9 protein-coding genes are annotated in these 15,062 nt (G+C 67.5%); 6 read left to right on the top strand and 3 right to left on the bottom strand.

Translation table 11 applies throughout. The features are described from left to right. Positions 1-406: 406 nt before the first annotated feature. Complete coding sequence (locus ACFC4D_RS25075; RefSeq protein WP_375964647.1) at positions 407-3,103, top strand: LuxR C-terminal-related transcriptional regulator; 2,697 nt, start codon at positions 407-409, stop codon at positions 3,101-3,103. Here the strand turns inward: ACFC4D_RS25075 and pgi are convergent. Next, on the bottom strand, positions 3,100-4,740 hold the full coding sequence (gene pgi / locus ACFC4D_RS25080; RefSeq protein ID WP_376066931.1) for a glucose-6-phosphate isomerase: 1,641 nt from the start codon (positions 4,738-4,740) through the stop codon (positions 3,100-3,102). The genes ACFC4D_RS25075 and pgi overlap by 4 nt on opposite strands. 146 nt (positions 4,741-4,886) lie before the next feature. On the opposite strand from pgi, the gene ACFC4D_RS25085 reads away from it, so the two are divergent. Next, positions 4,887-6,338, top strand: a complete 1,452-nt coding sequence (locus ACFC4D_RS25085; RefSeq protein WP_376066934.1) for an NAD-dependent succinate-semialdehyde dehydrogenase — start codon at positions 4,887-4,889, stop codon at positions 6,336-6,338. A gap of 248 nt (positions 6,339-6,586) precedes the next feature. Here the strand turns inward: ACFC4D_RS25085 and ACFC4D_RS25090 are convergent, their stop codons facing one another. Further along, on the bottom strand, positions 6,587-6,913 hold the full coding sequence (locus ACFC4D_RS25090; RefSeq protein ID WP_364642437.1) for a chorismate mutase: 327 nt from the start codon (positions 6,911-6,913) through the stop codon (positions 6,587-6,589). Between the two features lie 323 nt (positions 6,914-7,236). On the opposite strand from ACFC4D_RS25090, the gene pcrA reads away from it, so the two are divergent. After that, positions 7,237-9,711, top strand: coding sequence for a DNA helicase PcrA (gene pcrA / locus ACFC4D_RS25095; protein ID WP_376066937.1), 2,475 nt, complete (start codon positions 7,237-7,239; stop codon positions 9,709-9,711). 66 nt (positions 9,712-9,777) lie between these two features. On the opposite strand, the gene ACFC4D_RS25100 is transcribed toward pcrA, so the two are convergent. Beyond that, positions 9,778-10,566, bottom strand: coding sequence for a M23 family metallopeptidase (locus ACFC4D_RS25100; RefSeq protein ID WP_375966380.1), 789 nt, complete (start codon positions 10,564-10,566; stop codon positions 9,778-9,780). Positions 10,567-11,646: 1,080 nt separating this feature from the next. Between ACFC4D_RS25100 and sucC the strand changes: the two genes are divergently transcribed. From sucC to ACFC4D_RS25115, 3 genes are all read left to right on the top strand, one after another. Then, positions 11,647-12,813 carry an ADP-forming succinate--CoA ligase subunit beta gene (gene sucC / locus ACFC4D_RS25105; protein WP_364642428.1) on the top strand — a complete coding sequence of 389 codons (1,167 nt, stop codon included), beginning with the start codon at positions 11,647-11,649 and terminating at the stop codon, positions 12,811-12,813. Positions 12,814-12,827: 14 nt separating this feature from the next. After that, a complete protein-coding gene (sucD, locus tag ACFC4D_RS25110) occupies positions 12,828-13,742 on the top strand; it encodes a succinate--CoA ligase subunit alpha (RefSeq protein WP_364642425.1) in 915 nt (304 codons plus the stop codon). Between the two features lie 195 nt (positions 13,743-13,937). After that, positions 13,938-14,891: a DUF5336 domain-containing protein gene (locus tag ACFC4D_RS25115; protein ID WP_375964662.1), complete on the top strand. Its 954-nt coding sequence runs from the start codon at positions 13,938-13,940 to the stop codon at positions 14,889-14,891. Positions 14,892-15,062: the final 171 nt, after the last annotated feature.

Below are 15,062 nucleotides of genomic sequence, written 5' to 3' on the forward strand. Positions count from 1 at the left end.
CCCCTCGGTTATCGCGGTCGGCGCGGTAACTCGTTAACGCCGTTCACGATTCGGCGCGAGCAGTTATCGCGCCCTGGTCGCGGGGCCGTCCGGTGCGCGTCCAGCTCAGGACCTCGCGAGGTGATGACCGTGCGGCGGGAGAGTGTCCGGTCTCTCATATCGGCCGTGGACGGGGTGCCACGGCACCCGTGTGATGTGCGACGCCGGTGACCCCCGAGCGGGTCGCCCCGGCGAGTCGGATCCGACTCGCGGCCCGGGGGTGAAAGCCGTTGTGCCGGTCGTCATCCAGTGCGCGCCGCGCCGCGCGCAGCGGGTCAGGCGGGTATTCGGCCGGGTCGCGGTCGCCGCGAACCGCAGCGCAACCGTCCGATTTCCGGACGTATCGGGTTTGCCGAATCGTCACACGATGCATAGGTTGTCGCATGTGCTGTACGGTCGCTTCCCCGAAGTGCAGCAGATCGGAACGCTGCTCGCCGCCGCGCGAAAGGGCCGCAGCGGCGCGCTGGCCCTGTCCGCCGAGGCGGGCGAAGGCAAATCCGCCCTGCTGCAGTACGCCGCCGCGCAGGCCGCCGAGTGGCGAATCCTGCGCTGCTCCGGCATCGAGAGCGAATCCGAACTGCCCTTTGCCGGACTGCACCTACTGCTCGGCACCGCCCTCGATCGCCTCGATACGCTGCCCGAACCACAGCGCAAGGCACTCGGCGGCGCACTCGGACTCGGCCCCTCCGACGGCGCCGACCGCTTCCTCATCGGCGTCGCCACCCTGACCCTGCTCGCCGAACTCTCGGCCGACGGACCCGTGCTCTGCCTCATCGACGACGCGCACTGGCTGGACCGGCCGTCGGCCGACGTGCTGCGCTTCGCCGCCCGGCGACTCGGCGCCGAAGGCATCGTCATGCTCTTCGCCGGACGCAAGGAATTCGAGCTCAGCGGTCTGCCCGCACTGCGGCTCGGACCGCTCGACGCCGCCTCCGCGGCCGCCATGCTCGCCGAATGCAGTCCCGGACTCAGCCCCGACCAGCGCGACCGCGTACTGGCCGAGGCCGCCGGAAACCCGCTCGCCCTGCTCGAATTCCCGCGCATGAACCGCGACGCCTCACCCGCCGCGCCCCTGCCGCTGCCGCTGCGACTGCGCAGCGGCTACGAACGCCAGATCGCCGAATGGACCATCGGCGCGCGCACCGCACTGCTCGTCGTGGCCGCCGAGGAAACCGGTGACCTCGGCGTCGTACTGCGTGCGCTGGAGCTGCTCGGCCACCCACCCGCCGCGCTGGACGAGGCGGAACAGTCCGGCATGGTCGCCGTCACCGAACACACGGTGAGCTTCCGGCATCCGCTCAAACGCTCGGCCGCCTACCACGGCGCGTCGTTCACCCAGCGGCTCGCCGTGCACGCCGCCATCGCCGAGGCACTCGCCGACGATCCCAGCCGCAGCGCCTGGCATCTCGCCGCCGCCAGCACCGGACCCGACGAAAACGTCGCCGCCGCACTGGAATCCGCCGCCGAACGCGCCCGCGAACGCACCGGGCACGCCTCGGCCGCCGTCGCCCTCGAACGCGCCGCCAACCTCACCCCCGACCCGGCCACCCGGGCCCGGCGACTGGTGCTGGCCGTGGAAACCGCCGCCGACGCCGGGCATACCGAACGCGCCCGGCAACTCGCCGACGACGCCGAACAACTGCCGCTCGACGCCGTCGAACGCGCCCGCGTCGGAAGTACCAGGGCGCTACTGGAATTCGAGCACGGCTCACTGCACCGGGCACATCAGCTGATGATCGCCGCCGCCGTCGAAGTCGCCGACATCGAACCCGAACGGGCCGCCTGGCTACTGGTCGAAGCGGGTCGAATCGCCTGGACCGCAGGCGATATCGACGGCGTGTACGCCGGACACAAACGACTCACCGCGCTGCCGGAGGAAGTGAGCGCACCGCTGCAGGCCGCACTGCGCGGCGGGCTCGCCATCCTGGAAGGTGAACTGGCGGAGGGCATTTCCCTGATCCGCGCCAATGTCGCCTTCAGCCGCAGCGTGCCACTCGAAATGACCTCGCTGCGACTGGCTTTCGCGCTGCAGGCCGCCCTCATCGGCGATATGCAGGTCGCGCGCGAACAATTGACCGAACTCGCCGACCTCGCCCGCGCGCGCGGCATGATCGGCTGGTTCCCGGCCATCGGCACCACCCTGGCCACCTCCGAACTCATTCTCGGGCGACTGCGCGAAGCCGAGCTCATGGCCACCGCCACCGCCCGCATCGCCGCCGATATCGGCCAGCCCTCCCGCGTCGCGGGCGCCGAATCGGTGCTCGCCATGATCGCCGCCATCCAGGGCGACGCCGACCGCTGCCGCGAACTCGCCGACCGCAATCTGCGCAACGCGCCCGGCGACCACAATGCCGTCGACGCCACGCACTGCGAATGGGCGCTCGCCCTACTGGATCTGGGCCAGGGACGGTACGAACAGGCGCTCGGTCGACTGGATGCCCTGCACCGCGCACCCGCGCAGGCTCGCGGCCACTGGACCGACCTGCTGCGGGATCTGATCGAGGCCGCCGTGCGACTGCGCAGACCCGAACGCGGCGCGGCCGCCATGGCCGAAATCGAAGCCTGGGCAGCGGCATTGGACACCCCGTGGGCATCCGGGATCATGCTCAGCTGCCAGGGCATGCTGCGCGGCGACGGCGAATTACTCGCACAGGCATTGGAATTGCATCTGGCCGCCGACCGGCGCTACGACCACGCGCGCACCGCCCTGGTCTACGGCGAATGGCTGCGCCGTGAGCGGCGCATGAACGAGGCCCGCATCCACCTGCGGCAGGCCCTGGAAACCTTCGACCGGCTCGGCGCGGCACCGTGGGCCGAGCACGCGCGCATCGAATTGCGTGCCGCCGGAGAGGGTTCGGTGCCCGAACCGGAGAACGATATGGCCGCCCGGCTCACCCCGCAGGAACTCCAGGTGGTCCGGCTCGCCGCGGGCGGCGCCACCAACAAGGAGATCGCCGCCCAACTGTTCCTCAGCCCCAAAACCGTTGGCCACCACCTCTACCGAGCTTTCCCCAAGCTCGGCGTCAGCAACCGGGTGGAACTTGCCCGCCTGCCCATCGGCTAGGCGCGGCGCTCCCGGTACCAGCGGATGAGCGCGTCGGTGGATGAATCGGACTGCGGTGCGGGATCTTCGGCGGAAGTGAGCAGCGGCTCCAATGCGAGGGCCTGCTGCTTGCCGAGTTCGACGCCCCACTGATCGAAGCTGTCGATACCCCAGATCGCGCCCTCCACGAACACCTGGTGCTCGTACAGTGCGATGAGCTGACCCAGCACCGACGGCGTCAGCTTCGGCGCGAGAATCGCCGTGGACGGGCGATTGCCCGGCATCACCTTGTGCGGCACCAGATTCGGATCGGTGCCCTCGGCGGTGATCTCCTCGGCGGTCTTGCCGAACGCCAGCACCTTGGTCTGCGCGAACAGATTGCTCATCAGGATGTCGTGCATGCTGCCGGTGCCGTCGAGGGTCGGCAGATCGTCGGTGGGACGGGCGAATCCGATGAAATCAGCCGGTACCAGCCGCGTACCCTGGTGCAGCAGTTGATAGAACGCGTGCTGGCCATTGGTTCCCGGTTCGCCCCAGAAGATCTCACCGGTCGAGGTGGTCACCGGCGTGCCGTCCGAGCGCACCGATTTACCGTTCGACTCCATGGTCAACTGCTGCAGATACGCCGGGAAACGCGCCAGATCATTCGAATACGGCAGCACCGCACGCGATTGCGCGCCGAAGAAGTTCGAGTACCAGACCCCGAGCAGGCCCAACAGCACCGGCGCATTCTCGCTCAGCGGCGCGGTGCGGAAATGCTCGTCCACCCGGTGCATGCCATCGAGGAATTCGGCGAACCCCTCCTTACCGATGACCGTCATCACCGACAGGCCGATGGCCGAATCCACCGAATAGCGGCCGCCCACCCAATCCCAGAAGCCGAACATATTCGCGGTGTCGATACCGAAATCGGCGACCCGCTGCGCATGCGTGGACACCGCGACGAAATGCTTGGCCACCGCGTCCTCGCCGAGCGCGGCCACCAGCCAGCGCCGGGCGGCGGTGGCGTTGGTGAGCGTCTCCAGCGTGGAGAAGGTCTTGGACGCCACGATGAACAGCGTCGTCGCCGGATCGAGGCCGTCCAGCTTCGAAATCAGGTCCGCCGGATCGACATTCGAGACGAACCGCGCCGAAATGCCCGCATCGGCGTAGTGCCGCAGCGCCAGATACACCATGGCCGGACCCAGATCCGAACCGCCGATACCGATGTTCACCACCGCGGTGATGCGTTCCCCGGTCGCGCCGCGCCACTCGCCCGAACGCACCGCATCGGTGAAATCGCCCATGCGGCGCAGCACTTCGTGCACCTGCTCGCCCGCGTCGACCCCGTCGACCATGACGACCTGCCCGGCCGGAACCCGCAGCGCCACATGCTCTACCGCGCGATCCTCCGAGGTATTGATGTGCTCACCCGCGAACATGGCGTCACGACGCGCCGCGACCCCCGCGGTTTCCGCCAATTCGACCAGCAGATCCAGGGTTTCGCGGGTCACGCGATGCTTGGAGTAGTCGATGTGCAGGTCCGCGACACCCACGGTCAACTCACGCCCGCGGCCCGGATCCTCCGCGAAGAACTCGCGCAGGTGACGTCCGGCCAGGGACGCATGATGGTCGTGCAGTTTCCGCCAGGCCGCCGATGCGGTGATGTCGCTGCTCACGCTCGCCGAGGTTACAACCACCCTTCGCTACGCGCAGGTAACACCGGCAACAAGTGGCCAAACCAAGCGAAGAGTACGAGCCTGACAGGGCCGCGAACCCGCCGAAGCGCAGCGTAGGCAAAATCGCACAGCCTAGGGTGGATCGCATGGCTTCGGAACGCGAACTACTGGAATCCGTACCTACGAAGTTGTGGATCGGCGGACCCGTCGATGCCACCGGGGGAGGCACCTTCCCGGTGCGCAATCCGGCGACGGGGGAGACCCTGGTCGAAATCGCCGATGCCACTCCGGAAGACGCCGTCCGCGCGCTCGACGCGGCCGTCGCGGTGCAGGCCGAATGGGCTGCCACCCCGGCCCGGCAGCGCGGGGAGATCCTGCGCGCGGTGTTCGAGGCGATCACCGCGCGGTCCGAGGAATTCGCCCTCCTCATGACCCTGGAAATGGGCAAGGCGCTGCCCGAGAGCCGCAATGAGGTCCGCTACGGGGCGGAGTTCTTCCGGTGGTTCAGCGAGGAAGCTGTCCGGGTGCACGGCCGGTATCAGCCCGCGCCCGCCGGTGTCGGCCGCATTCTCGTGCACAAACAGCCGGTCGGGCCGTGCCTGGCCATCACCCCGTGGAACTTCCCGCTCGCCATGGGCACCCGCAAGATCGGCCCCGCGCTGGCCGCCGGTTGCACCATGATCGTCAAGCCCGCCAGCGAGACGCCGCTGACCATGCTGCTGCTGGCACAGCTCTGCCGCGACGCCGGACTGCCGGACGGTGTGCTGTCGGTGATCACCACCAGTCATTCCGGTGCCGTCACGGCCCCGCTGCTGAACGATCCGCGCCTGCGCAAGCTCACCTTCACCGGATCCACCCCGGTCGGTAAGAAGCTCGTCGAGGCGTCCGCGCACGGTCTGCTGCGCACCTCCATGGAACTCGGCGGCAACGCGCCCTTCGTGGTGTTCGACGATGCCGATATCGACGCGGCGGTCCAGGGCGCGGTGCTCGCGAAACTTCGCAATGGCGGCGAAGCGTGCACGGCTGCCAATCGCTTCCACGTCCAGAACTCGGTCCGGGAGGAGTTCACCCGGAAACTGGTGTCCGCCATGGCCGAATACAAGCTCGGCCCGGGCACCGATCCCGACTCCACGCTCGGCCCGCTCATCAACGAGGACCAGCTGGACACCGTCACCGAACTGGTGGAAGACGCCGTATCCGCCGGTGCCCGAGTCGAATTGGGCGGTAAAGCGCCCGGCGGACCCGGCTGGTTCTACCCGGCCACCGTGCTCACCGATCTGCCCCCGCAGTCCCGCATCCTGCGCGAGGAGGTCTTCGGCCCGGTTGCCCCGATTGTCGGTTTCGAGACCGAGGAGGAGGGCCTGGCCGCCGCCAACAACACCGAATTCGGCCTGGTCGCATACGTTTACACGCAGAATCTGGACCGCGCGCTACGTATCGCCGAAGGCTTGGAAACCGGCATGGTCGGCGTCAATCGCGGCGTCATCTCCGATCCCGCCGCGCCCTTCGGTGGCGTCAAGGAATCCGGCTTCGGCCGCGAGGGCGGTTTCGAGGGCATCGAGGAATACCTCAACACCAAGTACATCGCCCTGCCCTGATCCGGGCTCGGCTCCTCCGGAAATGAAGAACCGCCCCGGGGTAAGACACCCGGGGCGGCCTCTGGAAAGCGCTACTCGCTCGCACGAGTGTCGCGTGGTCTGTGTGGCAGCCTCTCGGCACACCGCACGTTGTATCGGCGGGAACGGTCTCCCGCGTTATCAACTTTCCTCAAAGAGGTGGATGACCGGCGAACACTCGGTGCCGATGAATCGATCTGCGGTACTGCTCGTGCCCGATTAGTCCTTTATCAGTGGCCGAGGCGGCCACGGCCCAGGCGCAGCAACAGCATGGCGAGGGTGTGACCCTCCTGGCCCAGCTCGCTGAAACGCTCCAGCACCTTCATCTCGCGCGAGTGCACGAGCTTGGTGCCGCCATTGGCCATTCGGGTGCGGCCGATAATGCGCGATACTTCGGTCCGGCGCTTGATGGCCGCCAGAATCTCGGCGTCGAGCTTGTCGATTTCCTTGCGCAGCTTGTCGATCTCCGCCTCCGAGGGCAGCGGCGCCGCCTCGGCGGGCATGGCGGAGTCCGCTCCGGTAGCAGGCTCGGATTGCCCCGTCGTCGAGATGCTCATACTTTCAACTCCTCGTGGTCCCAGAACGTCGATCGGCAGGCGGTCCCGACCCGTTACCGATCGGTTCTTCACCAAGAATCAGACCTCTTGCGCCCTACATTGTCCCCCGTACGGAGCGCTCAGGTGTATTCAGTAGCCAAAGCGCCGGTCATGGGGCCAAGTGTGCCATGCGGGGTAGGCAAACCAAAACGTCTTCGTTTGTGAATCTGCTGAGTTTGTCGTGCCGCGGCGTTCACTCCCGGTTCGCGAGACCGGCACTTATCGGACACCTTCTGCCGCCGGACTGCACACCTGTCGGTGGCCGCCGGTAGCGTGGATGGGCGATGAAGACGACGGTGGCACAGGATGAGCACAAGGCCGGGCAGACACTGCTCGAGGGGTTGAATCCGCAACAGCGCGCGGCGGTGGTGCACACCGGGACTCCGCTGCTGATCGTGGCGGGCGCGGGGTCGGGAAAGACCGCCGTGCTCACCCGGCGCATCGCCTATCTATTGGACGCGCGCGGGGTCCGCCCCGGCGAGATCCTGGCCATCACCTTCACCAATAAGGCCGCCGCCGAAATGCGCGAGCGGGTGGCCGGACTGGTCGGCCCGCGCGCGGCGGGCATGTGGGTCTCCACCTTCCACTCCAGCTGTGTTCGCATTCTTCGCACCCAGGCCAATCTGGTGGCCGGGCTCAACTCCAACTTCTCCATCTACGACGCCGACGACTCACGCCGCCTGCTCGCCATGGTGAGCCGCGATTTCGACATCGACGCCAAGAAGTACACGCCGCGCCTGCTCGCCACCGCCATCTCCAACCTCAAGAACGAACTCATCGATCCGGCCCAGGCCGCCGCCGACGCCGAGACCGAAGAGGCCGAACTGCCGCGCCTGGTCGCCAAGGTCTACGACGAGTACCAGCGGCGGCTGCGCGCGGCCAACGCCATGGACTTCGACGACCTCATCGGCGAGACGGTCGCCATGCTGCAGCGGCATCCGCAGGTGGCCGAGTACTACCGGCGGCGCTTCCGGCACGTGCTGGTCGACGAATACCAGGACACCAACCACGCGCAGTACACGCTGGTGCGCGAATTGGTCGGGCATCATCGGAGTTCGTGGGGTGACGACGACACGCTGGAACCGGCCTCCGATGATCGGGTACCGCCCAGCGAACTCTGCGTCGTCGGTGACGCGGACCAGTCCATCTATGCCTTCCGCGGCGCGACCATCCGCAATATCGAAGAGTTCGAGCGCGACTTCCCCGATGCGGAAACCATTCTGCTGGAACAGAATTACCGTTCCACCCAGCACATCCTGGCCGCCGCCAACGCCGTCATCGCGCGCAATGAGAACCGGCGCGAGAAGAAGCTGTGGACCGACTCCGGCGACGGTGAACTGATCGTCGGCTACGTCGCGGACAACGAACACGACGAGGCCTCCTTCGTGGCGAAGGAGATCGACAAACTGGTCGATCAGGGCGATGCCAACTACAACGACGTCGCGGTCTTCTACCGCACCAACAACAATTCGCGCGCCCTCGAAGAGATCTTCATTCGAATGGGGTTGCCGTACAAGGTCGTCGGCGGCGTGCGCTTCTACGAGCGCAAGGAGGTCCGCGATATCGTCGCGTACCTGCGCGTGCTGGAGAACCCGGATGACGCGGTGAGCCTGCGCCGGATCCTCAACACCCCGCGCCGCGGTATCGGCGATCGCGCCGAAGCCTGCGTGGCCGTGCACGCCGAACAGCGCAATATCGGCTTCGCACAGGCGCTCCGGGATGCCGCCGACGGCAAGGTGGCGCTGCTGAACACCCGTGCCGTGCGCGCCATCGCCGGATTCGTGGAACTGCTCGGCGAGATCCGCGCGGCGGGCGTACAGGAGGATCAGGACTTCCCGGATGTCGGCAATGTGGTCGAGGCGGTGCTCGACCGCACCGGCTACCGCCGCGAACTCGAGGCGTCGGACGATCCGCAGGACGGTGCGCGGCTGGACAACCTCAACGAATTGGTCAGCGTCGCCCGCGAATTCAGTTCCGAGGCGCGCAACAATGTCGAAGCCGCCCGCGCCGAGGGCCTGCTGCCCGAACAGGCCGAGGGCGAACCCGAACCCGGATCGCTCGCCGCGTTCCTGGAACGCGTGTCGCTGGTGGCGGACAGCGATCAGATTCCCGATGAGGGCACCGGCGTGGTCACCATGATGACCCTGCACACCGCCAAGGGCCTGGAATTCCCGGTCGTCTTCGTCACCGGCTGGGAGGACGGGCAGTTCCCGCATATGCGCGCCCTTGGCGATCCCACCGAACTGGCCGAGGAACGCCGCCTCGCCTACGTCGGCATCACCCGCGCCCGCCAGCGCCTCTACCTCACCCGCGCGGTGGTGCGCTCCGGCTGGGGTCAGCCCGTCTCCAACCCCGAATCCCGCTTCCTGCAGGAAATCCCGGGCCACCTGATGGACTGGCGCCGCCTCGAACCCACCGTCTCGCAAACCGGCCGGAGCATGCGCCGCCGCGGCGAAGACGATGGCTTCGAACGCGATTGGACCCGCGGCGACGGCTGGTCCGAAACCCGGCCGGGTCTGCGCGGCGGTGGTGAGCGCCGTCCCTCCCCGTCCGCCTCCTCCGGCAGCGGTGCGGGCAAACGCAACAACACCGGCCTGGTCCTCGCCGTGGGCGACCGCGTCAGCGATGACAAATACGGCCTCGGCCGGGTGGTCGCCGCCGAGGGCTTCGGCACCCTCGCCACGGTCACCATCGACTTCGGCACCGCGGGCAAGATCCGCCTCATCCCGTCCTACAGCCGCACCCTCGTCAAACTCTGACCTGAAAAGCGAAGTGCCCACCCGATTGTCGATCGGGTGGGCACTTCGAAGGTATTCGCTTATCGCTCAGTCGCGCTGGATGCCGAGCGAGATGCCTCGGGAGGCGAGCCAGGGCAGCGGGTCGATCTTGTCGACGCCGTTGAGCCAGACTTCGAAATGGCAGTGCGGGCCGGTGGAGAAGCCGCGGTTGCCGACGGTGGCGATCTGATCGCCCGCGAGGACGCGCTGGCCCGCGGAGACGGTCGCGGTGTCGATGTGGCCGTAGATGGTGACGGTGCCGTCATCGTGCAGCAGACGGACCCACATACCGAAACCCGAAGCGGGACCGGCCTCGAGGACCGTTGCGTCGGCTACGGCGTAAATGGGGGTGCCGATGGGGGCTGCCACGTCCACGCCGAGATGCTGGACGCCCCAGCGGATGCCGAAACCCGAGGTGAAGTTTCCGGCGGCGAACTTGGTGAAGAGCGGGCGCAGTTTGGCGGCCTCGGCGGCAGCCAGATCCGACGCGTACTTCTGGCCCTTCTGCAGGATGTCGTTGAACTGGGTCAGATCAACGGGGGCACCGGAATTCAATACCTGCGGGGAACCGGAGGTATCGCCGATGGTCTCGTTGGCGGACACCTCGCGCACCTGGGCGGCGGCCTGGTACTCGACGTTGTCGGTGTGCGTACTGGTTTCCATACCGGTCTGCCCGGCGGCGACCACCGCACCCGCGGCCACGGCCACCACGGCGGCGCGGCCTTTGAGCGAGTTCGGCGGGGTCGGAATGCGGTGCGTGCCACCGGCGCGGCGGCGTCCGCCGGCACGCGTGGGACGGTCCGCGGCCGAATCCGCGTCGTCCGCATGCTGATCCACGCGGGCGCCGTCACCGGAGAACTGGAGACTCGCGCCGGAGGCGGTGCGGAAGCTGTAGACCGGGCGGTACTCGCCCGAGGGTTCGGGATCGGCGGGCCCGTCCCAATCGGCGTGTGACTGCCCGGCCCATTCGTCGGAGCTCGGCGCGGCCCAGCCGTCGGCGGCGGGTGCGACCTGCGTCGCGGGAGAGTTCCACGCGCCCTGGTCATTCCAGTTCGCGGTGTTCTCCCACTGCGGCTGCGCTTCCCAGCGGGGTTCGGGCTGCCATTCGGTGGCGGATGCCGGCCAGCTGTCGGCCGGGGCGCTCTGCCAGTTCTCGGCCGGAGCCTCCCACTGCTGTGTGGGGGCGGCCACCCAGTTGGGCGCGGCGGGTGCCGGTGCGTCCCAGTTCTGCGAACCGGACCAATCACCGTGCGACACCTGCGAACGCGGCGCGTGGGCATCGAAGTGAGTTGCGCCGCCACCGTTTCCGGCCTCATCGCGATAGCGATGGCCGTGTTTGGCGCGACTGCGAGCTGGGAACGGACCTTCGCTCATCGGAGCTGGTCCGGAGACTGCCGCGGTGCTGACGGAGTGCCTGCGGAGCGGAGCTCTACCTGCGGAGCGCTGTGCTGCGTCAAGCCTGCCGTCCTCCTGTCGTGACCGGGTTGTGACATCGACCGCATCGACGGTAACGAAACGATTGCGGGTCAGCAAGCGATGGGAGTGGTTCGACGCGCACGTGTGACATTCATCACGTTGCGAGCCAACATTTCCTCACTGTGCTTTGGGTAACCGAGTGAGCATTGTCAACGACGACACGTAGTACCCCGTGTCACTCTCCGGGATTCGTGTGTCCCACCTGGCGCGCCGTCAACAAGCTACTCGCGAGTAGCATTGACCATGCGTTTTGCAAGCGTAGAGACAGTACCGTGACCTGCGCCACTTAGGCTGTATGCGGCTGATTTCGGCTCCATGTGACTGATTAGAGTCCGACCCGACCCGCTGGCTTTCGAGCGATCTGCACGCAGTCGCTACGGGGCCGACAACGGGCCGCCAACCCAGACGTTGTCACAACAACGCAGACGAGACGGTGAGTACATGGATCTCTTCGAATATCAGGCGAAGGAACTCTTCGTGAAGCACGGAGTGCCTTCGTCGGAGGGTCGCGTCACCGACACGGCCGAGGACGCGCGGGCGATCGCCGAAGAAATCGGCAAGCCGGTAATGATCAAGTCGCAGGTCAAGGTCGGTGGCCGCGGCAAGGCCGGTGGCGTGAAGTACGCCGCCACCCCGGACGACGCCTTCACCCACGCCCAGAACATCCTGGGCCTGGACATCAAGGGCCACATCACCAAGAAGATCCTGGTCGCCGAGGCGAAGGACATCGCCGAGGAGTACTACATCTCCTTCCTGCTGGACCGCTCCAACCGCACCTACCTGGCGATGTGCTCGGTCGAGGGCGGTATGGAGATCGAGGAAGTCGCGGTCAAGTCCCCCGAGCGTCTGGCCAAGGTTCCGGTCGACGCGGTCAAGGGTGTCGACCTGGCCTTCGCCCGTTCCATCGCCGAGCAGGGCCACCTGCCCGCCGAGGTGCTCGACGCCGCGGCCGTGACCATCCAGAAGCTGTGGGAGGTGTTCGTCAAGGAGGACGCCACCCTGGTCGAGGTCAACCCGCTGGTTCGCACCCCCAATGACGAAATCCTCGCCCTCGACGGCAAGGTCACCCTGGACGCGAACGCCGAGTTCCGCCACCCCGACCACGCGGAGTTCGCGGATATCGACGCGACCGATCCGCTGGAGCTCAAGGCCAAGGAGAACGACCTCAACTACGTCAAGCTCGACGGTGAGGTCGGCATCATCGGCAACGGCGCCGGTCTGGTCATGTCGACCCTGGACGTGGTCGCGTACGCCGGTGAGAACCACAACGGCGTGAAGCCGGCCAACTTCCTCGACATCGGTGGCGGCGCCTCGGCGGCCGTCATGGCCGCGGGCCTGGATGTCATCCTGGGTGATGCCCAGGTCAAGAGTGTGTTCGTGAACGTCTTCGGCGGCATCACCGCCTGTGACGCGGTCGCGAACGGCATTGTCGGCGCGCTGGAGACCCTGGGCGCCGAGGCCAACAAGCCGCTGGTCGTGCGCCTCGACGGCAACAAGGTCGAGGAGGGTCGCAAGATCCTCGCCGACTTCAACCACCCGCTGGTGACTCTCGCCCAGACCATGGACGAAGGCGCCGACAAGGCCGCCGAGCTGGCTGCGGCCAAGTAAGGACACGAACCAATATGTCTATCTTCCTGAACAAGGACAACAAGGTCATCGTCCAGGGCATCACCGGCGGCGAGGGCACCAAGCACACCGCGCTGATGCTGAAGGCGGGCACCAATGTGGTCGGCGGTGTGAACGCTCGCAAGGCGGGCACCACCGTGACCCACACCGACAAGGACGGCAACACCGTCGAGCTGCCGGTGTTCGCTTCGGTCGCCGAGGCCATCGAGAAGACCGGGGCCGACACCTCGATCGCGTTCGTGCCGCCGGCGTTCTCCAAGGACGCCATCATCGAGGCCATCGACGCGGAGATCCCGCTGCTCGTGGTCATCACCGAGGGCATCCCGGTGCAGGACACCGCGTACGCGTGGGCCTACAACGTGGAGAAGGGCAACAAGACCCGGATCATCGGCCCGAACTGCCCCGGCATCATCACCCCGGGTGAGTCGCTGGTCGGCATCACCCCGGCCACCATCGCGGGCAAGGGCCCGATCGGCCTGGTCTCCAAGTCGGGCACCCTGACCTACCAGATGATGTTCGAGCTGCGCGACTTCGGCTTCTCGACCGCCATCGGCATCGGCGGCGACCCGGTCATCGGCACCACCCACATCGACGCCATCGAGGCGTTCGAGAAGGATCCCGAGACCAAGCTCATCGTCATGATCGGTGAGATCGGCGGCGACGCCGAGGAGCGGGCCGCGGCCTACATCAAGGCCAACGTCACCAAGCCGGTCGTCGGCTACGTCGCGGGCTTCACCGCCCCCGAGGGCAAGACCATGGGCCACGCCGGCGCCATCGTCTCCGACGGTGCGGGCACCGCGCAGGGCAAGAAGGAGGCCCTCGAGGCCGCGGGCGTGAAGGTCGGCAAGACCCCGTCCGAGACCGCCGCCCTGGCGCGCGAAATCCTCGAAAAGGCCAGCATCACCGCCTGATACGCGAGAACACGCAGGGCCGCCTCCCACTCGTGGGAGGCGGCCCTCGTCGTTTCGGGGGGTTGATTTGGGCTGGCGGCGTGGCGAATTGGCCCTATTGCGGAATGGGCACGGCGGGTGGTAGGTGGTGCCGCTGGGGGATTCGTGCAGTAGCGTCGGTGGGAGTTCGTGAACGACTCGATAGGAGACGACGACATGTCATACCCGACCGGGGGCTCGGGATACAACGGGCCCGCGCCGACGCCTTCCAACGCACCTGGCTATGGCTCGCAGCCCGCGGGTGCTCCCGCAGCAGGGTCGAGTACGACGGGCGTGGCGGGCAAGGGCCTTCCGTTCCTTCTCACCGTGGGCGTCGCCGCGCTCGGTGTGATCAACTTCCTGCTGGGTTTCGCGCCGTACAAGGGCAGCAAGGAACTCAGCCTCACGTACAACCTCTTCGAGTCGAATCCGTCGCTGGTCGGGATTCTGCTCTTCTCGGGTCTGCTCGCCGGACTTTCGTTGCTGCCCAAGCAGAATTGGACCGGGGTGGCGGCGGCCGCCGCGGTGACGGGTTTCCTGTCGATCCTGTTCAACTCGTTCACCGGTGACCTCGCCACCAAGTGGGGCGGCTGGGTGCTGGTGTTCCTGTCGCTGGTGCAGGCCGCGGTCGCGGTGATCGCGGTGCTGTTCGAGGTGGGCATCGTCAAGCCGCCCGCTCCGAAACCGGCCGCGCCGCAGGGCTTCGGACAGCAGCAGCCGTTCGGTCAGAGCAGCGGCGGTTACCAGCAGCCGGGCTTCGGTCAGCAGGGTGGTTTCGGGCAGCAGCAGCCGTCCTTCGGGCAGCCGCCGCAGCAGCAGGGCCAGCCGTCCGGGTACGGCACCGGTGGTCAGTACCCGCAGCAGCCGTCCTACGGTCAGCAGCCCGCGGGATACGGCACCGGGTCGCAGCCGCAGCCGAGTTACGGTCAGCAGTCGTACGGTCAGCCGCAGCCGGGTGGATACAGCCAGCAGCAGCCGTCCTACGGCCAGCCCGCCGGTAATGAGAACGCCACCCAGCACTTCGGCGCGCAGCCGCCGCGCCCGGCCCAGCCGTTCGGTGGCGAACAGGCCGCCGATCCGGCCGCCGACGCGACCCGCGCGTTCCGTCCGGGCCAGGACGACAAGCAGTAGCGACACCCAGTTCGAAGGAACGGCCCCCGGTATTCACCGGGGGCCGTTCGCTATTCGGGCCCACTCCCGCCATCCCGGCCGGCAGCGCGCCGGGGTTGACGAGGGCTCTACCTGGCATTACGCCGGGAATTGTCCGGCGCGCCTGTCCCTTCCGGCCGGAGCGAACTGACA

Origin of the sequence: Nocardia sp. NPDC056000, from assembly GCF_042269265.1 — a bacterium.
Taxonomy (GTDB): domain Bacteria; phylum Actinomycetota; class Actinomycetes; order Mycobacteriales; family Mycobacteriaceae; genus Nocardia.